The following is a 22,910-nucleotide window of genomic DNA, read 5'->3' on the forward strand; positions in this document are numbered from 1 at the left end:
CCCCTCCACGCATGTGTGCGAATGTTGGTGACAACCCGTCAACTGCCCAGCGGCACAAGGCGCTCGGCGCCCGTGATCAGGTTGGCGGGAACGTTAGCCGTCGATTCCGACAGCGCCGTCACCCGTCAGGATGAAACACCGAGCGAATCGACATTCGATGGCCGAAAAGTACGCCCCGCAGGGAAATTCGCGGGGGCCGGTCGACTAACTTGCGGGGAATGACCGTGCCCGTCGTGCCCCGTGGACTGCGCAGCCTGATTCCCGGCCCCGGCCCGGAGGGGATCGCGGACGACGCGGGGCGACCCGCGACCGGCCCCGCCGAGGCCGCCGCACTCCCGGACGGGGCGCCGCCGGTCGCGGCCAGGGCCCGCTCGATGCTGGACGGGCTCGCGCCGGTGCCGGTGCCGCGCGCGGTCGCCGAGGCGTCGGCGGAGGTGTTGTGCGCGCTGGCCGCGAGCGCGCCGGCGGAGCTGGCACAGGTGGCCCGCGAACTGGCCGGACGCCTGCGGGTCGCCGCCCGAACGGCCTAGTCCCGCGCGGCCGGCACCGCCCTTTCGGAGGTGTCGCCGTATCCCCCGGCGTCCTGGCGCGTTGTTCAGGACCCACCCGCCGAGGGTGGGACCTGTACGCACCGAAAGGACCGACTCAACATGTCGCGTATCGCCAAGGCCGCTGTCCTGACCGCCACCGTGGGCGCCGCCATCGCCGGCGCTGCCGGCCCCGCCATGGCCAGCTCCGAGGCCGACGGCGCGGCGGTCGGCTCGCCGGGCGTGCTGTCCGGCAACAACATCCAGATCCCGGTGCACATCCCGGTCAACCTGTGCGGCAACACCATCAACGTCATCGCGGCGCTCAACCCGACCGTCGGCAACGTCTGCGTCAACGGCGGCTGAGTCGACGCCTCGGCCCCGCCCGGCACGTGTCCGCACGCGCCGGGCGGGGCCGTTCCGTGTCCGCCCGCGAACGGGGGACCGTGGGCCGCGGCACCCGCCGAGGGACCCGGACGGTGGGTGTGCTCGCGCGGGGGCGTGGTTCCGTTCCGCGGGATCGGGAGGGTAGGAATGCGCGCATGACATCCTTCGCCCTGCACCACGTACAGCTCGCGATCCCCGCCGGCAGCGAGGACGCGTGTCGTGCCTTCTATCTCGGCGTGCTCGGCATGACCGAGGTGGCCAAACCGCCGGTGCTCGCGGCCCGCGGCGGACTGTGGGTGCGCGCCGGCACGCTGGAGATACACCTCGGCGTCGAGGCCGACTTCCGGCCCGCGCTCAAGGCCCATCCCGGCATCCTGGTCGACGACCTGGACGAGGTGACGGCCCGGCTCGCGGCGCACGGCACCGAGGTCACGCCCGACGGCGAGTTCCCCGGCCACCGCCGGTGCTACGCGCACGACGCGGTGGGCAACCGGCTCGAATTCCTCCAGCCGCTGTGACCGTCCGCGCCGCCGCCCCGGGTCACGGGCGGCGGGCCACCACGTCGATCTCGACGAGGATGTTCATCAGGTCCGAGCCGACGGTGGTGCGCACCGGGTACGGCTCGGTGAAGTACTCGCGGTAGACCTCGTCGTAGCCGGCGAAGTCGCGTCGGAGGTGCTCCAGGTGCGTGGTCACCTTCACCACGTGGCCGAGGTCGAGCCCGGCCTCGGCGAGTACGGCCTTGAGGTTGTCGAGCACCCGGCGGGTCTGGCTCGCCACGTCGTCGCCGACGATCGCTCCGGTGGCCGGGTCGATCGGGCCCATGCCCGCGGTGTGGACGAAGTCGCCGGTGTCGATGCCCTGCGAGTAGGTGCCCCCGGGCTTCGGCGCGGCGTCGGTGCGGATTTCCTTGTGGGCCATGGTGGTTCGCCTTCCCGATCGCGTGTGCGGATGCGTGGGAATGGTACGTGTGGTCGGGATTCAGCGGATGACCGCGTCGTCCTGGGCGAGCAGCCGCAACTCGTCCCGGCGGGGCAGGCCCTCCCAGTCGCCGGGCACGGTCACCGCGAACGCCCCGGCCGCGGCGGCGGTGGCCAGTCGGGTCGCGACCGGGCCGCCCCGGACCAGTTCGGCCAGGTAGCCGGCGGCGAACGCGTCGCCCGCGCCGACCGGGTCGACCGCGTGCACCCGGTGCGGCGGCACCTCGTGCGGCCGGCCGTCGAGGATCGCGACCGCGCCGCGCTCACCGCGCTTGAGCAGCACCTGGGCGGGGCCGAGCGCGGTCAACTCGCGGGCCAGGTCCACGAGCGGGGTGTGGTCCGGCGCCTTGAGCACCAGGCGGGCCTCGTCCTCGGTGGCGAACAGGATGTCGGCGTGGCCGGCCAGGGCGCGCAGTTCGCCGGCGGCGTCCTCGGCCGACCACAACGCCCGCCGGTAGTTCAGGTCGAGCGAGACCGGGACGCCGGCCGCGTTCGCCTCGGCGACGGCCGCGCGCACCGCGGCGCGCGCGGTCGGGGACAGCGCGGGGGTGATGCCGGTGACGTGCAGGATCCGGGCGGAGCGCACCAGGGCGGGGTCCACGTCGTCCGGGCACAGCCGCGAACCGGCGCTGCCCGCGCGGTAGTAGCGCACGTCGGTGGCCGCGCTGGTGCGTCGGGCCTTGACCATGAGCCCGGTGGGCGCCTCCGGGTCGATCACCGCGGCGCGCGTGTCCAGCCCCTCGCCGCCCAGCACGGCCAGCACGAGTCGGCCGAACTCGTCGTCGCCGACCCGGCCGATCCACGCGGCCCGCCCGCCGAGCCGGGTGATCCCGATCGCCAGGTTGCTCTCGGCCCCGCCGGTGGCGACGTCGAGCGTGCGGGCGTGCCGCAGCGGGCCGATGTGCGGCGCGCGGAGCAGCACCATGGTCTCGCCGAGCGTGACCACGTCCGGGGTTTCCCGGGGTTCGGCGGTCATGATGTCCTCTCGCGGGGGTCGCGTCGTCGACGGCATCGGATGCGGGATCGGTTCGGGTGGGGTGTACCGGTGCGCCGGGCCCGGGTTCGGGCCGGGCGCGGCGCGGCTCCCCCGGTCAGAAGTGCGTGTTCAGCACGTCCACGATGCGGTGGTCGTCGTCCACCACCGGCACCACGCGCCACTTGTCGAAGGCCGTACAGGGGTGCGAGATGCCCAGGCAGACCAGCTCGCCCGGGACCACCTCGGTGTCGCCCGGGTCGAGGTAGGCGTGCTGGTCGTCCAGCCTGGTCACCCGCGCCGCGCCCGGCTCGCGCAGCGTCCCGTCCAGCGCGCGGATGCGCAGCGGCACCGGCAGGTCCTGGTCGAAGGGCACGTCGCGGCGGCCCGCGCCGAGCAGGGCCAGGCCCGGCTCGGGCGCGGAGAGCACCTGCGCCCAGACCTCCAGGGCGCTCGCGAGCGAGCCCTCCTCGGGGTGCCGCACGAACGGGGTCCGGACCGCGTAGAAGCCGTCGTCGTGCGAGACGTAGGCGCCGCTGCGCAGGATGATCTTCCGGTCCGGGAGCGGCTTGCCGCCCGGTGCGAGCGTGTCCACGACCGCGTCGAACCAGGCGCTGCCGCCCGCCGAGACGATCGGCGAACCGGGCACCAGGTCGGCGATCTCGTCGGCCAGGGACGCGAGCTCGCCCATCCACGCGGACACCGCCGCGGCGTCCGGCAGGCCGCCCTCGTAGCCCGCCACCCCCGCCACGGTCAGCCCCGGCACCGCCGCCGCGACCCGGGCCAGCTCGGCCGCCTCGGCGACCCCGCGACACCCGGTCCGCGCACCGGCGCGGCCCAGTTCGACCAGGACCGACAACCTGCCCCCGGGCACCGCCGCGAGCGCCGCCGCCGCGACCTCGACACCCGCCCGGGAGTCGACGTAGAACAGCAGGTCCGGCCGGGTGGCGGCCCAGCGCAGCACCTTCTCGTCCAGGACCTCGTTGGCGATCAGGATCCGCGGTACGCCGAACCGGTGCGCGGCGAGCGCCTGGTTCGCGGTGGCCACGCTGATCCCCCAGGCGCCCGCGCCCAGTTGCTCGGCGAACAGCTCGGGCGACATGGTCGTCTTGCCGTGCGGGGCGAACAGCACGCCGTGCCGCTCGGTGTACGCGGCCATCGTGGCCACGTTCGCGAGCAGCGCGGATTTGCGCGCGACCATCACCGGCCAGCTGAACGGGCCGTCGAAGAGGCTGTGTCCGGCGGCGCCGAACTCGTCGTCGGTGAGTTCCTCGTAGGGCAGCCAGGTGCCCTTGGTGTACGAGTCGAGGGTCATCGGGTCGCTCCCAGGGTGCGCGATACACGGAGTGCCGCCGCCGCGACCGCGGGTCCCAGTTCGCGGACCCGGGCCGCGGTGACGCGCGACGTGAGACCGGAGACCGACAGGGCTCCGACCACGACGTCGTTGTGATCGAAGATGGGCGCGGCCACGCACCGCACCTCGGGCTCGTTCTCACGATCGTCCACCGAGTAGCCGCGGTTGCGGATCCTGGCCAGTTCGGTGCGCAGCAGGCCGGGGTCGGTCAGGGTGCGGGTGGTGACCGTGGGCAGGCCCGCGTCGACCACCTGGGCGAACACGTCCTCGGGCAGCCAGGCGAGCATCGCCTTGCCGACCGCCGTGCAGTACATCGGCGCGCGGCTGCCGATCCGCGAGGCCATCCGTACCGCGGTCTCGTTCTCGACCTTGTCGATGTAGACGATGTGCGGCGCGTCCGGGACGCACAGGTGCACGGTGCCGCCGGCCTCGCGCATCAGCCGGTGCGCCTCCTCGGCGGCGGCGGTGCGCAGGTCGATGCCGGCCAGGTACGCCTGGCCGAGGGCGAGCGCGCCGGGGCCGAGCCGGAAGTGGCCGTGCCGGCGGTCGCGGGCGAGCAGGCCGGTGTCCAGGAGCGGCTGGGCCAGGCGCAGCACGGTGCTCTTGGACAGGCCGAGCGTGTCGGCCAGCTCGGTCAGGCTCAGGCCCTCGGCGGCGGCGTGGTCGCGGACCTGTTCCAGGACGGCGAGCGCGCGGCGCAGGGACGCGGACTGGTTGCGCGGTGGGGCCGGGGGGCGGCCGGCGCGCGCGTCGTCCGGCTCGTCGGGGCGGGTCGACGCGCCCGCCCGGGCGGGTGCGACCGCGTGGGTCGGTCCGACCAGGCGGATCGGCTGGTCGACGCGGGTCGACGCGCTGCCGTCGACCGGTTCGGGGCCGTGCTCGGGAGTGCTCACTCGCATGTCCTCAGGACGGCCTGACCGGGCGCGGGTTGCCCGTCAGGGCTCCGAACGAGCGTACGGGGACATCGGCCACCGGCACATCGCCGGCGCCGGGCACCCGCCCGCCGCGTGGCGGTACGTCGTACATGCGAGCCCTCCCTGCCCTTCCACGCGTTCCTCGCCGCACGTCGTGCGGCGTCGCTGCCCGCGTCTTCCCGCCTCGTCCGCCCACCTCGCGTGACCCCGTGTGTCCGCGCGCCTGCGGTCCGGCACGGATGGTGTCCGGTGGATGACCGACGGGTCGACCGAGCACGGACGTTACGTGTCCGTAAGCGTCCGATACCACTTTCGCAGCACACAGTTTTGCAGTGCACAACGTTCGGCGGGACGCCTTGTCGGAACGACGCGCCGCTTTCTAACGTCCCGCTCACGCCGCACCGGATTGTTTCCCCCTTGCGGCCCCGTTCGTGTCGATTGACGCGACGTCCAGACGTACAGGCCGACCCTCGGGTCGCGGCACCCCCCGCGATCGCTTCGGCCTGCCTCGCCGCAGGAGGAATTGTCGTGAAGATCCGGAGTTTGGCCGCCGTCGCAGTGGCCGGCATCGCGCTGGCGGCGTGCGCGCCGGGCACGGCGTCCAAGACGAAGTCCGCCGACGACCAGACCGGCACGCTCAAGGTGTGGCTGTACGACGAGGCCAACCGGGCGCCCAAGGAGAAGGTCGTCAACGCGGCCGTCGCCGACTTCAAGGCGGCGCACCCCAAGGTGAACGTCGAGGTGGGCTACATCCCCACCGACGCGGGCCCGCGCGCGGAGAAGATGAAGGGCGCGTTCAACGACCCGAACAGCGCGCCGGACGTGGTCGAGTTCGGCAACACCGACCTGTTCGGCTACGTGCAGGCCGGCGGCCTCGCCGACATCTCCGGCGACCTGGCCACCTGGTCGGAGGCGGGCGACCTGCCCAAGGACCTCAAGGACACCACGCTGGTCGACGGCAAGACCTACGGCCTGCCGTGGTGGCTGGGCCTGCGCTCGCTGTACTACCGCACCGACGTGTTCACCGAGCTGGGCCTGAAGGCCCCGACCTCGTACGCCGAGCTGGTCGAGGCGGCGAAGAAGGTGCGCCAGGCCAAGCCGGACATGCTCGGCATCGCGGTCGGCGGCAAGTACACCTTCGGCGGCCTGCCCTTCCTGTGGGCCAACGGCGGCGAGATCGCCACCCAGCAGGGCGGCAAGTACGCGGCCGCGATCGACTCGCCGCAGTCGCAGGCGGGCGTCAAGGCCTACACCGACCTGTTCGCCAAGGACATCTGTCCGCCCCAGCAGTGCGCCGACCTGACCGGCGGCAAGACGGTCGAGGCGTTCGCGGCCGGCACCGCCGGCATGGCGATCCTGCCCAACTCCTCGCGCAGCGCGGTCGAGGCGGGCACGGCCAAGGGCAAGTACGCGGTGGTCCCGCTGCCGGGCACCGCCCCGGGCTCGATCGCGCCGGCCTTCTCCGGCGGCAACGACCTCGGCGTGATGAAGTCCTCGCAGCACCGCTCGCTCGCGGTCGACTTCATGAAGATCCTGGGCGGCAAGAAGTACCAGCTCCAGATGTTCGACGCGATGGGCAACCTGCCCACGCTCGCCTCGGCGCGCGGCGACGTGGTGGCCAAGGACCCGTGGCTCAAGCCGTTCATCGACACCCTGAACGCGGGCACCAAGTTCGTGCCCAAGGACGCCGCGTGGGCCAAGATCGACTCGCAGTCCGTGGTGCCGACCATGTTCCAGAAGGTGATCACCGGCAAGTCGGACGTCTCGGGCGCCACCGGTGAGGCCAAGACCGTCATCGACAACGCGTTCGCCGGGAAGTAAGCCGGTGACCGCGACCACCACGCCCGCGCGGGCGGACCGGCCGACCCCGGCCTCGGTCCGCCCGCGCGGCGGCGCGAGCAAGACGAAGACCGGACGGCGCCGCTCCTGGATGCCGTTCTGGCTGCTGCTGCCGTCGGCGGTCATCCTGATCCCGCTGTTCGGCTACCCGCTCTACCAGCTCGGCCTGCTCTCCTTCCTGAAGTTCGGTCAGCCGCAGGCGTCGGCGGGCGAGGTCGCGGAGTTCGTCGGCTTCGACAACTACTCGACCCTGCTGGGCGACGACCAGTTCTGGGACGTGCTGTTCCAGACCGTGGTGTTCGCCGCGGCGTGCGTGGTGGCGACCCTGGCGGTGGGCGCGGCGCTGGCGGTGCTGCTCACCCGGATCGGCAAGTGGCCCCGGTTGTTGCTGCTGTTCGCCGCGCTCGGCGCCTGGGCGGCGCCGGCGATGACCGGCTCGACGGTGTGGATGTTCCTGTTCGACACCAACCTGGGCCTGGTCAACGAGGTCCTGGGGATGCAGGGCCACAACTGGTTCTACGACAAGTGGTCCGCGTTCGCGCTGGTCGGCGTCGTGGTGGTGTGGCACTCGTTCCCGTTCGTGATGATCTCGCTGTACGCGGGCATCGAGTCGATCCCGGTCTCGGTGCTCGAGGCGGCCCGCCTGGACGGCGCGTCCACCTGGACCGTCTTCCGGCACGTGATGCTGCCGATGTTGCGGCCGATCCTGACCATCGTGGTGATCCAGTCGATCATCTGGGACTTCAAGGTCTTCACCCAGATCTACGTGATGACCGGCGGTGGCGGCATCGCCGGCCAGAACCTGGTGCTCAACGTGTACGCGTACCAGAAGGCCTTCGCGTCCTCGGACTACAGCCTGGGCGCGGCGATCGGCGTGCTGATGACGCTGATCCTGCTCGCGGTCACCATCTTCTACATCCGCGCGCTGCGTCGCTCCGGGGAGGAGCTGTGAACCGTACCTCCGCGACCGCCGTCCGGCCGGCCGGCCTCCGTCGCTCGAAGGGCAATCGCACGGTGTCCCGGCGGATCGCCAACACCACGGCGATCGTGATCGCGCTGCTCACCGTCTTCCCGCTGTACTGGATGGTGCTCTCCGCGTTCAAGCCGGACGGCGAGATCAACTCGGTCGACCCGCGCCCGTGGACGTGGCATCCGACCCTGTCCAACTTCCGGGACGCGTTCGGGGTCAGCGGCTTCGGCGGCTACTTCCTGAACAGCCTGATCGTGGCGACCGTGGTGGTCGTGTTGTCCGGGCTCGTGGCGTTCCTGGCGGCGGTGGCACTGACCCGGTTCAACTTCAGGTTCCGCACCACGATCCTGGTGATGTTCCTGGTCGCCCAGATGGTGCCGGTCGAGGCGCTGACCATCCCGCTGTTCTTCCTGGTCCGCGACATCGGCTCGGTGGCGCCGCAGTTCGGGCTGAGCACGCTCGGCTCGCTGATGCTGGTGAACCTGGCCTTCTCGCTGCCGTTCGCGATCTGGATGTTGCGCGGCTTCGTCAAGGCGATCCCGGAGTCGCTGGAGGAGGCGGCCCGGATCGACGGGGCGAACCGGTTCACCATCCTGTGGCGGATCCTGTTCCCGCTGGTGGCGCCCGGGCTCGCGGCGACGTCGGTGTTCTCGTTCATCACCGCGTGGAACGACTTCGTGTTCGCGAAGACGTTCATCCTGGACACCGATCACCAGACGCTGCCGGCGGCGCTGATGGTGTTCTTCAAGCCGGACGAGAACGACTGGGGCGGGATCATGGCGGCTTCGACGCTGATGACCATCCCGGTGCTGATCTTCTTCGTGCTGGTGCAGCGGCATCTGGTGTCGGGGTTGGGCGGGGCGGTGAAGGACTGAGGGTTCGGGGTGTGCCGGCGTTCGGCTCGTCGTTGGTGTCCGTGGTGACCTCCTCGTTGGTGAAGGGCTGATTCCGTGTCTTCGTCGTCCGTGGCGCCTGTGGCGTCCGTACCGTCCGTACCGCCCGTGCCGTCCGTGGTTCCCCGACCGGCGCGCATGACGCCCGGTGTCGGCGGGTTCGTGTTGACGCCCGCGACCGGGCTGAGCCATCCGCCGGAACTGGCGGGCGAGGCCGCGTGGTTGCGCGGCGCGCTCGGCCCGGCGACCGGGTGCCTGCTGCCGCCGGGGGCGGGAATCGAGTTGCGGCTCGACCCGGAGGCGCTGCCGGCGGAGGGATACCGGCTGGAGGTCACCGCGGCCGGGGTGGACCTGTGCGGCGGTTCGCCGGCGGGGGTGTTCGCGGGTCTGCAGACGCTGCGGCAGTTGTTGCCGACCGACGTGTTCCGGCGCGGACGGGTACGGGACGGCGCGTGGTCGATGCCGGCGTGCCTGATCGAGGACGCGCCGGCGTTCAGGTGGCGCGGGGTGATGCTGGACGTGGCCCGGCACTTCGTGCCCAAGCAGGACGTGCTGCGCTTCGTCGACCTGCTGGCCGCGCATCGGCTGAACGTGCTGCACCTGCATCTGACCGACGACCAGGGCTGGCGGATCGAGGTGCCGGGGTGGCCCCGGTTGACCTCGGTGGGCGCGTGGCGTACGGCCAGCATGCGCGGGGCCCGGCAGCACGAGCGGTTCGACGAGAAGCCGCACGGCGGCTTCTACACGGGCGACGACCTGCGCGAGATCGTCGCGTACGCGGCCGATCGACACATCACCGTGGTGCCCGAGATCGACCTGCCGGCGCATGTCCAGGCGGCGGTGGCGGCGTATCCGTCGCTGGGCGCGGTGCCGGTGGACGGGGTGCGCACCCGATGGGGCGGGCTGTCCGACGGGGTGCTGGCGCCGACCGAGGAGGCGCTGGGCTTTTGTCGCGACGTGTTGGCCGAGGTGTGCGCGATCTTCCCCTCGCGGTACGTGTGCGTCGGCGGCGACGAGGTGCCGACCGGGCCGTGGGAGCGGATGGGGCACCCCGACCCCGGCTCGCTGGGCGGCTGGTTCGTGGCCGAGTTGGCGAAGATGTTGGCCGCGCACGGGCGGGTGGTGTTCGGCTGGGACGAGGTCCTGGCGGGCGGCGCGGCGGTGCCGTCGGACGCGTTGATCGGGGGTTGGCGCGCCGAGCACGGGACGATCGTGGCGGCGCGGGCCGGGTTCGACGTGGTGGCCTGCCCCGACATGTCGGTGTACTTCGACTACCGCCAGGGCGACGGGGCGGACGAGCCGATTCCGGTGGGGCCGTTGTTGACGTTGGCGGACGTGTACGCGTTCCGGCCGGTGCCGTCGGTGCTCACCGCCGAGGAGGGTGCGCGGATCCTGGGCGGGCAGGCGCAGATCTGGACCGAGCACATGGATTCGGTGCGCCGGATCGACTACATGGCCTTCCCGAGGATGTGCGCGTTCGCCGAGGCGGTGTGGTCGGGGCCGGGCGACTTCGCCGAGTTCACCGAGCGGCTGACGTCGGCGCACCTCGCGCGGCTGGACGCGTTGGGCGTGGAGTACCGCCCGCTCGACGGGCCGCACCCGTGGCAGACCCGGCCGGACGCGCCGGGGTTCCCGAAGTCGCGGGCGGAGCGGGAGGCGGAGTTGCTGGAGCTGACCGAGAACATCAGGGGTGGGACGGTGGGGTGAGGCGGCGCCTCGGCGGGGCTTGGCGTGGCTTGGCGTGGCGGGACGGGACCGACAGGACCGACGGGACCGCGTGACACTGACATCTGACGCCGCGTCAGTTATGGTCGCCCGGATTGGGTCCGGGCGGCCTCGGCCTCCTCGCCCCTCCCCCACGAGAGGTTGGTCGGTGCCGTCATGCCATCCGGATATCACGCGATCCCGAACCTGATCGGGCTGTACGCCGAGCGCGTCGACGCGGGCGATTTCGCGGGTGTGGGCGAACTGTTCGCGCACGCCGTGATCACCTCCGAGGGCCGGGACGTGGAGGTGCGCGGCGTGGCCGAGGCGCGGGAGATGTACGAGGCGTGGACGCGCCGGTATCCCGACAACGGCACGCCCCACACGCGGCACGTGACCACGAACCTGGTCCTGGACGTCGACGACGACGCGGGGACCGGCACCTGCCGCAGCTACGTCACGGTGTTCCAGGCACTGCCCGACCTCCCCCTCCAGCCCATCTTCACCGGGCGCTACCACGACACCTTCGCCCGCCTCGACGGGACGTGGCACTTCACCCGCCGCCACATGATCACGGACTACGTGGGCGACCTGAGCCGACACCTGAACCACCCGCTGTAGGGACGTGGTCGGGCGGTCAGGGGAAGGTGACGCCCTCCGGGGGCACGTCGACGCGGCTGTCGTCGTCCAGGATCGGGACGCCCAGGCGCTCGTGGGCGATGCGCTGGGCGGCGAGGGCCTGCGGCAGTCGGGCGTCGTAGCCGCCGCCGAGCAGGGCGGCGGCGCGGCGCGGGGTGACCAGGACCCGGCTCCACGACCAGCCCGTGGCCGGGTCGGGGGCGAGCGGGCCGAGGGCGGCGATCCGGGCGGCGCTGCGGGAGCGCACGTCGCCGCCGTCCGGGTCGGACAGGTAGCCCACATGGGTGATCTTGCCCAGCACCGCGTTGGCCTCCTCCGCCACCTCGCGGGCCAGGGTGGCGAGCGCGTCCACGTCCTCCGGCTCGGCGCCGCCGCCGGGCAGCGCGTACCCGCCGTCGGGGTCGCCCACCAGCAGCACCCGACCGTCCGGATCGAACAGCCACCCCGCCGCCCGGCCCACGGGCGAACCGGCCGGGATCGGCTCGTCCTCGTGCCACACCCGCTCCTTCGGCGGCCGATACTCGCGCCCGTCGACCACGTACAGACACGCCCCCGACGCCTCCGCCTCCAACGCGACCGAGACCCGCCGCCGGGTGCGCCCCGGGAAACGCGGCAGCGCCTCGTCGGGCGTGAGCACGTACACCGCGTCCACCTCGGCGTCGGCCGGGGCGAGTACGACGACCTGCTCGTCGGTGAGGGTCGGCCCGGCGAAGACGAAGTCGAGCACGACCCGCCCGAACGTCGCGGCGGACGTGGTGCACACCGCGAGCAGCCGCCCGACGGCGAGGTCGAGGCCCAGTTCCTCCCGCACCTCGCGCCCGACCGCCTCGTGTGGGGACTCCCCGGCCTCGGCCATCCCGCCGGGCAGGTCGAGGCCGGGCTTGTACCCGGGATCGACCACCACGAGCCGACCGCGCCGATCGCGCAGCACCATCGAGGCGCCCACGACCACGCCCGGCAGGCCGGCGCAGTGGTCGATCAGCTCCCGGGACACCGGCTCGTCGATGCCATCCACGCTCATCCGCTCCCCCGTCACATCCGTCGTCGTCCCGGGCGCCCGCTCGCCGCCCATCCTCGCGGACGAGTCGCCCGTACCCGGCAGGCGGGTGCGCGGATCGCCACCTTCGGCCCCGACAGACACAGTCGGCCCACCACTACGGAGCGCCGCGGAGTCGCTCCATCGCCTCGATCGGGTCGAGTTCGGCGTCCTTCGCGGGCGCCCAACGGGCAAGGACGTCGGCGGCGCCCTCGGCCAACCCGACGGGCAGACCGACCGAAGCCAATGCCGCGGCGACCTCCCTCATCTCCGACTCCCAACGCCATGCCTTGGCGGCGACGTCGGCGATGTAGTCCACATCGGCGAGGTGCCGCCCGGAGTGGTGCTCGGCGATGTCCGACAACTCCGCGCCGACCCCGTATTCGTGTGCCATCGCGTGGGCGACGGCGGCGAGTGCCCTGCTCGCCTTCTGGTAGCTCGCGAACGACAACTTCAGTGCGGACGCCTGCCCGATACCGCCGGGAAGGGGTTTCGCCCGCACTCGGGTGTCGGCGAACAGGGCCGCGACCCGAGTGACGTCCTCCTCCCCGCCGGACAGGTACAGACGGGGCGAGCGGGTCTGTGCGGGTGGGGATCCGACCACGCCCGCGTCGACCACGGTGGCGCCCGCCGCGGTGAGGAATCCGGCGATGCGTTCCGTGCGCTCCGGGCTCACCGCGTTGGCTTCCACGTAGAGTCCGCCGTACCGCCGTTCGGCCACCGAACGGGCCACCGCTTCCGCCGCCGCGGGCGGGCAGAGCGAGATCACGTACGCGCTGCGATCGAGCAGTTCGTCAAGCTCGGCGACGGACTCGAGGCCGAACGCGAGGGCCCGTGCCCGGGTGGCCGTGCTGCGGCCCGAAGGACTCCACAGGACCGTGATCCCGCGACCGGTGAGTTCGCCGGCCACCGCCGCGCCCATGCTGCCCGGATGCAGGATTCCGACCGTGGTCATGCGACTCCTCGGAGCAGGTGGCCGGCGCCGAACCGGTCGGGCGCCTTGCCGTTCACGGCCTGTCTGACGAGTTCGGCGGCATCGCCGGGCGAGGTGTGGTCGGTTCGCACGATCAGGGACCACAGCACGTCGGGGTGCGCTTCGAGGTCCGCGTAGGTCTCGGCCCATGCCCGCAGTCGGGCGTCGCCGTCGGGATCGCCCCGGTCGGCCGAGCGCTTCGCGGTGACGTCCCGGGGACACCAGAGCAGGACCCGAGTCCAAGCCGCGGGATACGCCGAAAGCGCGGTGAGCGCTTCGACCTGTCCGACGTGGACCACGGGGATGCCGCCCTGTGCCGTGAGGCGGTCGAGTTCGGGTGCGTCCGTCGCGTACTCCGCCCCGTAGCGCCGGTTGCCGTGCACGACGAGCCCATCGCGCCGCAGGTCCGCCAACGTCCGCGGGTCCGTCATGCGGTAGCCGGACGAGCGACCCGGCCCGGCTTTCAGCCGCCGAAAGTGAACGAACGCCCCATCCGCACGCGCCAGGGCTCCGGTGACGGTGTCCTTGCCGGACGCGGGCGGACCGTACAGGACCACGGCGGGCGGGCCCACCACGACGCGCCTCATCCGATCCGGGTCCGAGCATCGCGCCACGAACGGCGCGGCCGACTCCCGACCTTCGTATTCCAACCGGCTCGCCCCCGAGTCACTGCCTCTCCCAGGCTTCGGACAGTCCGACCCGAACATCATGACGGCCCGGCATCGACCCGGAATCCGCTTCTCGAACAAAAAGGCCCCTGATCAGCGTTTCCACTGATCAGGGGCCTTCTTGGTGGTGTGGCGGGTGTTGGGTTCGAACCAACGTAGGCGTACACCGGCAGATTTACAGTCTGCTCCCTTTGGCCACTCGGGCAACCCGCCTTGTGCGCCTCTCGGCGCGACGGGGACAACAATAGCGGACCACCCCGGGTGCTTCGCCACTCGGTATCGGTTCGGGTGGGGGGCGGTGCGGTCGGGGTCCGGGTCGCGGGGGACGCTCTAGGCTGGAGGGGTTGCCTTCCCTCCCTGTCAGATCCCACAGAAAGCGATTCCGAGCCTTGGCTGACTCCTCTTTCGACATCGTGTCCAAGGTCGACCGTCAGGAGGTCGACAACGCGCTGAACCAGACCTCGAAGGAGATCGCGCAGCGGTTCGACTTCAAGAACGTCGGCGCGCACATCGGCTGGACCGGCGAGCAGATCGAGATGCGCGCCAACTCCGAGGAGCGCGTGAACGCGATCCTCGACGTGTTCCAGGGCAAGCTGATCAAGCGCAGCATCTCGCTGAAGTCGCTCGACGCCGGTGAGCCGAAGGCGTCCGGCAAGGAGTACAAGATCTTCGCGTCGATCCAGGAGGGCATCTCCCAGGAGAACGCGAAGAAGGTCTCCAAGATCATCCGCGACGAGGGCCCCAAGGGCGTCAAGGCGCAGATCCAGGGCGACGAGCTGCGTGTGTCCTCGAAGAACCGGGACGACCTCCAGGAGGTCATCGCGCTGCTCAAGGGCAAGGACCTGGAGTTCGCGCTCCAGTTCGTGAACTACCGCTAGTCGCGGTCGTCGCCGCGCGGCGGCGTGGTGGCGATGCGGTGGCGACGTGGGCTCGGTGTCGTCCGGACGAAGGGCACGACGAGGATCCGGGGAGGGGCCGCCTGCCGGCGGCCCACCCGCGGTTCTCGCCGTGCCCTTCGTGCGTGTCGGACGGAGGCGATGCGGCGGCCCCTATCGCGGTGCCGCCGCCCTGGGGCCCGTCGTGGTTCGGGTGGTCAGGACCTTGGTCAGGTGGGTGGGGACCCGGTCCTCTTCGAGGCGGCCCGTGAAGCCGGCGTGGAGGACCCTGAGGGCCTCCTCGTACGCGAAGGGAGCCAGGTCCGCGCCCGTGGCCAGGTGTTCCTGGGCGATCGCGAACATCGTCAGCGCGTGGCGGCGGAACCTCGCGACCCGGCCCGTCGGCGGCACCGGCCAGCGGGCGATCACCGTGCGGTAGGTGTCCTCGTACTGGCTCAGCCACGCGACCCGGGCCGCCATACCGCCCGCCAGGCTCGCGTCGGCCGGCTCCCGGTGGTAGACCACCCCCGGCTCGGACAACCGGGTGAACGACCAGCCCCGGTCGTGCACCAGGCGCAGCCACAACGACCAGTCGACCAGGATCGGCAACTCCGGGTCGAAGCGGAACCACGACGCGGGCGCGGTGTGCGCGGGGTTGCGGGCGACCACGGCCGTGGTCGGGACGAAGTTGGCCACCGAGAGCATGTCCGGGTCGTACGGGAAGTCGTAGCGGTACGGGCTGCCCGCGGGGACCTCGCCCGGCACCGCCCGCGCCCCGCTCAGCACGCAGTCCGCGTAGACGGCGTCCGTCCCGGAGCGCTCCAGCGCGGCCAGCGCCCGATCGAGGTGGCCCGGCAGGTACAGGTCGTCGTCGTCGAGGAAGGCGACGAAGCGGCCGGTGGCGATCTCCAGGCCCGCGTTGCGCGCCGCGGCCGGTCCCCGCGAGCGCGGGAACGACAACAGCCGCACGGTCATCCCGCGCACCCCGAGCGGCAGCACCCCCGCGACGTCCGCGCCGCCGTCGTTGATCACCACCACCTCGATGCCCCGGATGCCCTGGAGGGCCACGCTGCGCAGGGCATCGGCCAGTTGGGCCGTGCGATCCCGGGTGGGAACGATGACACTGACCGTCGCCGTCACGGTAACCTCCGCGCTTCCCGAGATGGGATCAACAGGGCTTACCGGTGGATATCGCCACACCGGTGTCTCGACCCATATCGACACACCGGATGCGCGACTACAGCGATCGGGTACCCGTCTCCCTCGTACGAGACCTCCCGATTGGCCTGTCCGGGCTCAGACGCCGATGTGCCTCGGGTCGCTCGTCGAGACGATCTCGCGACCCAGCGGGGTGAGCGAGACCGGGATCAGCTTGAAGTTGGCCAGACCCAGCGGGATGCCGATGATCGTGACGCACAGGAGCGCGCCGGTGATCAGGTGCCCGAGGGCCAGCCACCAGCCGAACAGCACGATCCACAGGATGTTGCCGAGCATCGACCCGGCGCCCGCGTCCCGACGCCACTCCACCCGTCGGCCGAACGGCCACAGCGCGTACGCCGCGATCCGCCAGGCCGCGATGCCGAGCGGGATGGTCACCACGAGGAAGAAGAGAAGGAAGCAGACGAGGCCGGCGACCGCGTAGCCGATCGCCAGCCAGAAGCCGGCGAACACGAGCCAGATGACATTCAGGACGGTTTTCACGAGGGTTGTTCTACCCCGACCTCGACCGGCATGCCGTCACCCATAGGACTGATCGCCGAGAAATCACGAGGCCACGCACCACTCGCGAGTGCCACGCACCCCCTCGCGAAACCCTCACCGCCCCGCCATCTGCTCCAGACGCGCGATCCGGTCCGCCATCGGCGGGTGGGTCGAGAACAGCTTGCTCATCCCGCCCGCGCCCCGCCGGAACGGGTTGGCGATCATCAGCGAGCTGGTGGTCTGCAACTTCGGCTCCGGCGGCAGCGGCAGCGCCTGGGTACCCGCGTCGAGCTTGCGCAGCGCGCTCGCCAGCGCCAGCGGGTCGCCGGTGAGCCGGGCCCCGGAGGCGTCGGCCTGGTATTCACGCGATCGACTGACGGCCAACTGGATGACACTGGCCGCCAGCGGCCCCAGGATCATGATGGCCAGCATGCCGAACAGCCCGGGCCCGTCGTCGTCGTTGCTGCGGCCGATCGGGATCAGCCAGGCGAAGTTGACCAGGAACATGATCACACTGGCCAGCGCGCCCGCCACGGACGAGATCAGGATGTCCCGGTTGTACACGTGCGACAGCTCGTGCCCGATCACCCCGCGCAGCTCCCGCGCGTCCAGGATGCGCAGGATGCCGGTCGTACAACACACCGCCGCGTTGCGCGGGTTGCGGCCGGTGGCGAACGCGTTCGGCGCCTCGGTGGGCGAGATGTACAGGCGCGGCATCGGCTGCCGCGCGTCGTTGGAGAGCTCGCGCACGATCCGGTACAGCTCGGGGTTCTCCGCCTCGCTGACCGGACGCGCCCGCATCGAGCGCAGCGCGATCTTGTCGCTGTTGAAGTAGGCGTAGCCGTTCGTCGCGAGCGCCACGAACAGGGCGATGATCAACCCGGTGCGGCCGAAGAAGCTGCCGACGACGAGGATGAGCGCCGACATCCCACCGAGCAGTACGGCGGTCTTCAGTCCGTTGTGCTGGCCGTGCACGGCAGAGTCCTCTCGAAGCGTCAGCGTCCAGGGGTGACAATGCGGGCCCGTGCGGGGTATCCGCCGGCTTGTCGCCCTCTGCCCGTTGTCTCTTCTTTCGCAACGGGACAACGCCACGCAGAGTTCCCTTCCGAGGCCGGCGTAACCCCCCGCCCCGGGACGGAACCGCAGGTCAGCCGAGCAGCCCCGGCACCGTGAGCACATGCAGGACCAGCTGCGGCGCGACCGAGAGCAGCACCCCGAGCGCCCCCGTGAGCACGAGCGCGGCGACCAGCGGAAGCGGCATCGGGGCCGTCCCGGTACGCACCTCGGCCGCCCCCTCGGAACCCGCGACCGGCGGCGTCCCCGGCGCCTCGACCACGAACAACCGCGCCGTCCACGCCAGGTAGTAGTACAGCCCGATCACCACGTTGACCGCCATCACCACCGCCAGCCACCCGGTGCCGGCCCCGATCACCGCCTGGAACACCGTCACCTTCGCGAACAGCCCGGCCAGGCCCGGCGGGATACCGGCCAGGCACAGCAGGAAGAACGCCATCGCGAGCGCCGCGACCGGATGCGCGCGGAACAGGCCGCGGTGGTCGTCGACCAGCCCGCCCCGCTCGCGCGCGACCAGCGTCACCACGGCGAACGCGCCCAGGTTCATCACCGCGTACACCGCCAGGTAGGCCACCGCCGCGGGCAGCGTGTCGGCCAGGTCCTCGCCGTGCCCGGCGGCCGTGCCGAACGGCACCAGCACATAGCCCGACTGGGCGATCGAGGACCAGGCGAGCAGCCGTACCGCGTCGGTCTGTCGCAGCGCGGCCACGTTGCCCGCGGTCATCGTCACCGCGGCGAGCACCGCGAGCGCCGGCCCCCACAGGTGCGCGTACGGGCGGAACGCGATGCCGGCGACGAGCAGCAGTCCGGCGAAGCCCGCGGTCTTCGAGACCACCGACAGGTACGCGGCGACCGGGATCGGCGCCCCGCGATAGGTGTCCGGCGCCCAGGCGTGGAACGGCACCGCCGCGACCTTGAAGGCGAATCCGATCATGGTCAGCACCGCGCCGGTCGCGGCCACGTGGGTGAGCTTCGGATCGAGCCGGTCCAGCTCGCCCGCGATCCGGGCCAGATGCACGCTTCCGGTGCTCCCGTACACCAGGCTCACCCCGAACAGCAGCACCGCGGTGGCGCCCGCCGAGAGCAGGAAGAACTTCAGCGCCGCCTCGCCGCCCCGGCCGTCCCGACGCAGCCCGACCAGCGCGAACGCGGGCAGCGACAACGTCTCCAGCGCGACCACCAGGGTGAGCAGGTCACGGGCGCCGGCCAGCGCCACCGCGCCGGTCACCGAGGACAGCAGCAGAAAGTGATACTCACCGCCCGGCACCTCCGGCGAGTCGCCCGCCCCCTCCGCGCCGTCCGCCCCCACCATCGGCATCGACAACAGCACCACCACGAACGCCGAGCCGAGCAGCACCAGCTGCAACACCAGCGTCAGATCGGTGACCACGTACGAACAGCCCGACGGCGAGCAGAACGTGCCGCGCGCGTCGTCCCCGTCCGCCCGCAGCGGCACCAGCAGCGCCAGGCCCGCGCCGAGCCCGGCCAGCGTCAGCCAGGGCAACACCGCCTTGCGCGCGCCCTCCAGGAACAGGTCCGCGAGCAGCACCACGAGCGCGGCGACCGCGACCGCAAGCACCGGCGAGATCGCGAGCCAGTCGATCGACTGGACGTCGAACGGCATGTCAGCTGCCTCCCATGAGGGCCCGCACGGCCGGGTCGGTGATCGCCAGCAGGGTGGCCGGCCACAGTCCGGCGACCAGGGTCAACGCGACGAGCGGGGTCCACACCACGAGTTCCGGGCCGGTCACGTCCACCCCGACCGTCGGCTCGCCGCCCACCGGTCCCATGCACAACCGCCGGACCAGGCCCAGCAGATAGGCCGCGGTCAGCACGGTGCCCAGGCCCGCCAGCGCCAGGAAGGTCCGGTAGCCGCCGACGGACAACCCGGCGCCCGGCTCGTACGCGCCGTACATCGCCAACAACTCGCCCCAGAAGCCCGCCAGCCCCGGCAGCCCGAGCCCGGCCACCGCGCCGAACGCGACCAGCGCGCCCAGCCGGGGCGTACGCCCGTACATCCCGCCGCCCAGCCGGCCGAGCAGCGCCGTTCCGTGCCGGTCCTTGACCGCGCCGGCCAGGAAGAACAGCAGTCCGGTGACCAGCCCGTGGCCGATGTTGACGAACAGCGCGCCGTTGACGCCCTGCGGGGTGAGCGTGGCGATGCCGAGCAGGGCGAAGCCCATGTGGCCCACCGACGAGTAGGCGATGATGCGCTTCAGGTCCCCGTCCGGGTCGCGCAGCAGCGCCAGGCACACCAGCGACCCGTACACGATGCCGATCACGCCGAACGCGGCCAGATACGGCGCGAACGTCTCGGCGCCCTCCGGCAACACCGGCACCGCGATCCGGATCAGGCCGTACGTCCCCATCTTGAGCAGGACGCCCGCCAGCAGCACCGAGCCCGCCGTCGGCGCGGCGGTGTGTGCGTCGGGCAGCCAGGTGTGCAGCGGCCACATCGGCACCTTGACCGCCAGGCCCAGGCCGATCGCCAGGAACGCGAGCACCTGCACGCCGTGCGACATGCCCGCACCGTGCCGGTCGGCGAGTTCGACCATGTCGAAGGTGCCGGTCTTCGCCTGGATCAACAGGAAGCCGAGCAACATCACGGCCGAGCCGAGCAGTGTGTACAGGATGAACTTGTACGACGCGGGGCCGCGCTCGCCCGCACTCCCCCACCGGTTGATCAGGAAGTACATCGGCACCAGCACGACCTCGAAGAACAGGAAGAACAGGATCAGGTCGAGGGCCGCGAAGGTACCGAGCGTGCCGGTCTCGAGCAGCAGGAACAGCGCGACGAAGGCCCGCGAGGAGCCGCCCGGCGGAATGTTCCACAGGCTGTGGACGGCGACCAGCAGGGTCAGCAGCGCGGTGAGCACGAGCAGCGGCAGCGAGATGCCGTCGATGCCGAGGTGGAATCGCAGCCCGAGCGAGGGCGCCCAGGACACGTCCGTCTCGAACCGCATCCCCCGTCCGCGCCGGAACGCGCAGGCCAGCGCGACGGCGCCGACCAGGGTGGCCGCGGTGGCGCCGACGCCGATCAGCCGGGCCGCCCGATCACCGACCCCGGGCAGCAGGAGCAGGGCGGCACCGAGCAGCGGCGCGGCCACGACGAGGATCAACACGACGCTCACCGCGGGGTCTCCAGGGTGTGAAGGGGCGTCGGGGGCGACGACCGGTGGCGGATCACGAGCCCACCGCCACCGCGAGGGCGAGCACGACCACGCCGGCGAACAGGCCGGTCAGGTACAGCCGGGTGTTGCCGTTCTGGCCGCGGCGGATCCCGCCGCCGAGCAGCCACGCGCTCCGCGCCGCGCCCTTGACGTAGGTGTCGATCACGGCCCCGTCGGTGAACCGGGCCGCCTTGGCGGCCAGTCGGACCGGGGTGACCACCAGCGCCGCGTACAGCCCGTCCACGTCGAATCCGCGCAGCGCCGGCCCACGCACCGGACCGAGCACCCGGGCCGGGTCGGCGGCCGGATCGCGTCGCCACGCCGCGACGACCGTACCCGCGCCCAGGGCCAGCGCGATCAGCGCCGATACCGTGGTCGCCGGATGCGGGGTCAGCTCGTCGTAGCCGAGTTCGCCGCCCAACGAGGGCAGCCCGGGGAAGGCCAGGAAGCCGAACAGCACGGTGGGCACCGCGAGGACCACCAGCGGCCACACCATCGCGGCCGGAGCCTCGCCGCCACCGCGCCCGGGCTCGCCGTAGTCCGCCGCGTCCGCGTGCGCCGGCACCTCCGCACCGGGCGCCGCCTCGCGCGTCGGCCCGAAGAACACCCGCAGCCAGACCCGGGTCGCGTAGGCCGCCGTCAACGCGGCCGTCAGCAGGCCCGCCACCAGCACCAGCCAACCGGCGACAGCGGGCACCGATCCGTGTCCGCCGGCGGTGTGCTCGGCCGCGCCGAGCACCGCCTCCTTGCTGAAGAAGCCGGAGAACGGCGGCACACCGGCGAGTGCGGCCAGACCCGCCGTCATGGTCCAGAACGCGATCGGCGCGCGCCGGCGCAGGCCGCCCATGCCGGCGAGCGCGCCGGTCCCGGCCACGTGGATCAGCACCCCCGCGCCGAGGAAGAGCAGCGCCTTGAACGCGCCGTGGGCGAGCAGGTGGAACACCGCCGCGTCGCGCCCGCCGACCGCGAGGCCGCCGGTCATGTAGGCGAGTTGGCCGACGGTGGACCACGCGAGCACCCGCTTCAGGTCCTCCTGGGCGAGCGCGGCGAGCGCCGAGCCGATCATCGTCGCAGCGGCCATGACGGCCAGCACGATCAGCGTCGGGTGCGCGGCCAGGAACGCCGGGTAGAGCCGGGCCACCAGGTAGGCGCCCGCGGCGACCATGGTGGCCGCGTGGATCAGCGCGGACACCGGCGTGGGGCCGGCCATCGCGTCGGGCAGCCAGGTCTGCAGCGGCACCTGGGCCGACTTGCCCGCGACGCCGCCCAGCAGCAGCAGGGTGCCCGCGGTGACCCAGCCGGCGCCGCCCTCGGGCACGGCCGCGAGCACGTCCCGGATCCGGAACGAGTCGGCGCCCGCGGCCAGGACCAGGATGCCGATCAGGAACGGCACGTCGCCCAGCTTGGTGACCACGAAGGCCTTGATCGAGGCCGAGCGGGCCGCCTCGGTCTCCCAGTGGTGGCCGATCAGGAAGTAGGAGCAGACGCCCATCACCTCCCAGCCGACGAGCAGCACGATCAGGTCGCCGGTGTAGACCACGAGCAACATCGCCGCAGTGAACAGCGAGACCAGCGCGGCGTAGGAGGAGTAACGCGGATCCTCGCGCAGATAGGCCGCCGAGTAGACCTGCACGAGCAGCGCGACCACCGTGACGAGGACCGCGGACAGCGCGGCGAGGCCGTCCACGCGCAGTCCCAGGGTGATGTCGAGGGCGCCGGTGGGGGTCAGTCGCACCGCCGACTCGCGCACGTCGTCGCCGATGCCGGCGGCCACCACGATCGTGAGCACGGTCGCGGCCAGGCCGGCGGGTACGGCGATCAGGACCGGGCGCACCCGACGCCCGAACAGCAGTCCGAACAGGGCCGCGAGCGCGGGCAGTGCGCAGGCCGTCGCGGCGGCGACCGTCATACCGATCCCTCCTTGTGCTCGGCCAGCTCGCGCAGGTCGGGGATGTCGGCGGTGGCCCGGTTGCGGAACACCATCAGCACGATCGCCAGGCCGAGGCCGATCTCGGCGGCGGCGATGGTGATCACGAACAGGGTCAGCGCCTGTCCGGCGTGCAGCGTGTCGCGCAGGTACATGTCGAACGCAACCAGGTTGACGTTGACCGCGTTGAGCATCAGCTCGATCGACATCAGCACGAGGATCGCGTTGCGGCGCGCGAGCACCCCGTACAGTCCGATGCCGAACAGCAGGACGGCGAGGACGAGCGGATAGACCAGATGCATCGGG

General features: G+C 72.0%; 23 protein-coding genes and 1 tRNA gene. 9 read left to right on the forward strand and 15 right to left on the reverse strand.

Annotation, left to right across the window (positions count from 1 at the left end):
- Positions 1–218 precede the first annotated feature (218 nt).
- The 3 genes from EMA17_RS07810 (at position 219) to EMA17_RS07820 (ending at position 1,432) form a co-directional block, all read left to right on the forward strand.
- Entirely contained in the window at positions 219–530 is a 312-nt protein-coding gene (locus EMA17_RS07810) for a hypothetical protein (RefSeq protein WP_126636186.1), read from the forward strand.
- Between the two features lie 120 nt (positions 531–650).
- Positions 651–893 carry a chaplin gene (locus tag EMA17_RS07815; protein ID WP_126636187.1) on the forward strand — a complete coding sequence of 81 codons (243 nt, stop codon included), beginning with the start codon at positions 651–653 and terminating at the stop codon, positions 891–893.
- A 176-nt stretch (positions 894–1,069) separates the two neighbouring features.
- Complete coding sequence (locus EMA17_RS07820; RefSeq protein WP_126636188.1) at positions 1,070–1,432, forward strand: VOC family protein; 363 nt, start codon at positions 1,070–1,072, stop codon at positions 1,430–1,432.
- 22 nt (positions 1,433–1,454) lie between these two features.
- Here EMA17_RS07820 and EMA17_RS07825 read toward each other — a convergent pair whose 3' ends face one another.
- The 4 genes from EMA17_RS07825 to EMA17_RS07840 form a co-directional block, all read right to left on the reverse strand.
- Positions 1,455–1,835 (reverse strand): RidA family protein, encoded by a 381-nt coding sequence (locus EMA17_RS07825; protein WP_126636189.1) that lies wholly within the window; start codon positions 1,833–1,835, stop codon positions 1,455–1,457.
- A gap of 60 nt (positions 1,836–1,895) precedes the next feature.
- Complete coding sequence (locus EMA17_RS07830; protein ID WP_246126526.1) at positions 1,896–2,870, reverse strand: sugar kinase; 975 nt, start codon at positions 2,868–2,870, stop codon at positions 1,896–1,898.
- Positions 2,871–2,985: 115 nt separating this feature from the next.
- A complete protein-coding gene (locus tag EMA17_RS07835) occupies positions 2,986–4,182 on the reverse strand; it encodes a type III PLP-dependent enzyme domain-containing protein (RefSeq protein ID WP_126636191.1) in 1,197 nt (398 codons plus the stop codon).
- Complete coding sequence (locus tag EMA17_RS07840; RefSeq protein WP_246126527.1) at positions 4,179–5,114, reverse strand: IclR family transcriptional regulator; 936 nt, start codon at positions 5,112–5,114, stop codon at positions 4,179–4,181. The genes EMA17_RS07835 and EMA17_RS07840 overlap by 4 nt, the downstream gene beginning before the upstream one ends.
- 549 nt (positions 5,115–5,663) lie before the next feature.
- Between EMA17_RS07840 and EMA17_RS07845 the strand changes: the two genes are divergently transcribed.
- The 5 genes from EMA17_RS07845 (at position 5,664) to EMA17_RS07865 (ending at position 11,162) form a co-directional block, all read left to right on the forward strand.
- Entirely contained in the window at positions 5,664–6,956 is a 1,293-nt protein-coding gene (locus EMA17_RS07845) for an extracellular solute-binding protein (RefSeq protein WP_126636192.1), read from the forward strand.
- A gap of 4 nt (positions 6,957–6,960) precedes the next feature.
- On the forward strand, positions 6,961–7,926 hold the full coding sequence (locus EMA17_RS07850) for a carbohydrate ABC transporter permease (RefSeq protein WP_126636193.1): 966 nt from the start codon (positions 6,961–6,963) through the stop codon (positions 7,924–7,926).
- On the forward strand, positions 7,923–8,819 hold the full coding sequence (locus tag EMA17_RS07855; RefSeq protein ID WP_371862972.1) for a carbohydrate ABC transporter permease: 897 nt from the start codon (positions 7,923–7,925) through the stop codon (positions 8,817–8,819). The genes EMA17_RS07850 and EMA17_RS07855 overlap by 4 nt, the downstream gene beginning before the upstream one ends.
- Positions 8,820–8,945: 126 nt before the next feature.
- A complete protein-coding gene (locus tag EMA17_RS07860) occupies positions 8,946–10,544 on the forward strand; it encodes a beta-N-acetylhexosaminidase (RefSeq protein ID WP_371862973.1) in 1,599 nt (532 codons plus the stop codon).
- Positions 10,545–10,718: 174 nt separating this feature from the next.
- On the forward strand, positions 10,719–11,162 hold the full coding sequence (locus EMA17_RS07865; protein ID WP_126636195.1) for a nuclear transport factor 2 family protein: 444 nt from the start codon (positions 10,719–10,721) through the stop codon (positions 11,160–11,162).
- Positions 11,163–11,178: 16 nt separating this feature from the next.
- On the opposite strand, the gene EMA17_RS07870 is transcribed toward EMA17_RS07865, so the two are convergent.
- The 4 genes from EMA17_RS07870 to EMA17_RS07885 form a co-directional block, all read right to left on the reverse strand.
- Positions 11,179–12,201, reverse strand: a complete 1,023-nt coding sequence (locus EMA17_RS07870) for an NUDIX hydrolase (protein ID WP_160161341.1) — start codon at positions 12,199–12,201, stop codon at positions 11,179–11,181.
- 133 nt (positions 12,202–12,334) lie between these two features.
- Positions 12,335–13,171, reverse strand: a complete 837-nt coding sequence (locus EMA17_RS07875; RefSeq protein ID WP_126636197.1) for an NAD(P)-dependent oxidoreductase — start codon at positions 13,169–13,171, stop codon at positions 12,335–12,337.
- Entirely contained in the window at positions 13,168–13,776 is a 609-nt protein-coding gene (locus EMA17_RS07880) for an ATP-binding protein (RefSeq protein WP_126636198.1), read from the reverse strand. Before EMA17_RS07880 ends, EMA17_RS07875 begins: the two co-directional genes overlap by 4 nt.
- 211 nt (positions 13,777–13,987) lie before the next feature.
- Positions 13,988–14,070 (reverse strand) — tRNA-Tyr (locus EMA17_RS07885).
- Positions 14,071–14,246: 176 nt separating this feature from the next.
- On the opposite strand from EMA17_RS07885, the gene EMA17_RS07890 reads away from it, so the two are divergent.
- Positions 14,247–14,735, forward strand: a complete 489-nt coding sequence (locus EMA17_RS07890) for a YajQ family cyclic di-GMP-binding protein (RefSeq protein WP_078975776.1) — start codon at positions 14,247–14,249, stop codon at positions 14,733–14,735.
- A gap of 171 nt (positions 14,736–14,906) precedes the next feature.
- On the opposite strand, the gene EMA17_RS07895 is transcribed toward EMA17_RS07890, so the two are convergent.
- The 7 genes from EMA17_RS07895 to nuoK all read right to left on the reverse strand — a co-directional run bounded on the left by EMA17_RS07895 (position 14,907) and on the right by nuoK (position 22,906).
- A complete protein-coding gene (locus tag EMA17_RS07895; RefSeq protein WP_160161342.1) occupies positions 14,907–15,872 on the reverse strand; it encodes a glycosyltransferase family 2 protein in 966 nt (321 codons plus the stop codon).
- A gap of 156 nt (positions 15,873–16,028) precedes the next feature.
- On the reverse strand, positions 16,029–16,433 hold the full coding sequence (locus EMA17_RS07900) for a YccF domain-containing protein (RefSeq protein ID WP_126636200.1): 405 nt from the start codon (positions 16,431–16,433) through the stop codon (positions 16,029–16,031).
- A gap of 114 nt (positions 16,434–16,547) precedes the next feature.
- Positions 16,548–17,408 (reverse strand): zinc metalloprotease HtpX, encoded by an 861-nt coding sequence (gene htpX / locus EMA17_RS07905; RefSeq protein WP_126636201.1) that lies wholly within the window; start codon positions 17,406–17,408, stop codon positions 16,548–16,550.
- 172 nt (positions 17,409–17,580) lie between these two features.
- Positions 17,581–19,131: an NADH-quinone oxidoreductase subunit N gene (locus EMA17_RS07910; protein WP_126636202.1), complete on the reverse strand. Its 1,551-nt coding sequence runs from the start codon at positions 19,129–19,131 to the stop codon at positions 17,581–17,583.
- Position 19,132: 1 nt separating this feature from the next.
- Positions 19,133–20,638 carry a complex I subunit 4 family protein gene (locus tag EMA17_RS07915; protein WP_126636203.1) on the reverse strand — a complete coding sequence of 502 codons (1,506 nt, stop codon included), beginning with the start codon at positions 20,636–20,638 and terminating at the stop codon, positions 19,133–19,135.
- A gap of 52 nt (positions 20,639–20,690) precedes the next feature.
- Positions 20,691–22,592: an NADH-quinone oxidoreductase subunit 5 family protein gene (locus tag EMA17_RS07920; RefSeq protein WP_443093110.1), complete on the reverse strand. Its 1,902-nt coding sequence runs from the start codon at positions 22,590–22,592 to the stop codon at positions 20,691–20,693.
- The gene (nuoK, locus tag EMA17_RS07925) at positions 22,583–22,906 is read right to left on the reverse strand and encodes an NADH-quinone oxidoreductase subunit NuoK (protein WP_078975783.1); all 324 of its coding nucleotides are present in this window, start codon (positions 22,904–22,906) and stop codon (positions 22,583–22,585) included. Before nuoK ends, EMA17_RS07920 begins: the two co-directional genes overlap by 10 nt.
- Positions 22,907–22,910: the final 4 nt, after the last annotated feature.

The sequence above is a fragment of the Embleya hyalina genome (assembly GCF_003967355.1).
In the GTDB taxonomy this organism is placed as follows: Bacteria; Actinomycetota; Actinomycetes; order Streptomycetales; family Streptomycetaceae; genus Embleya; species Embleya hyalina.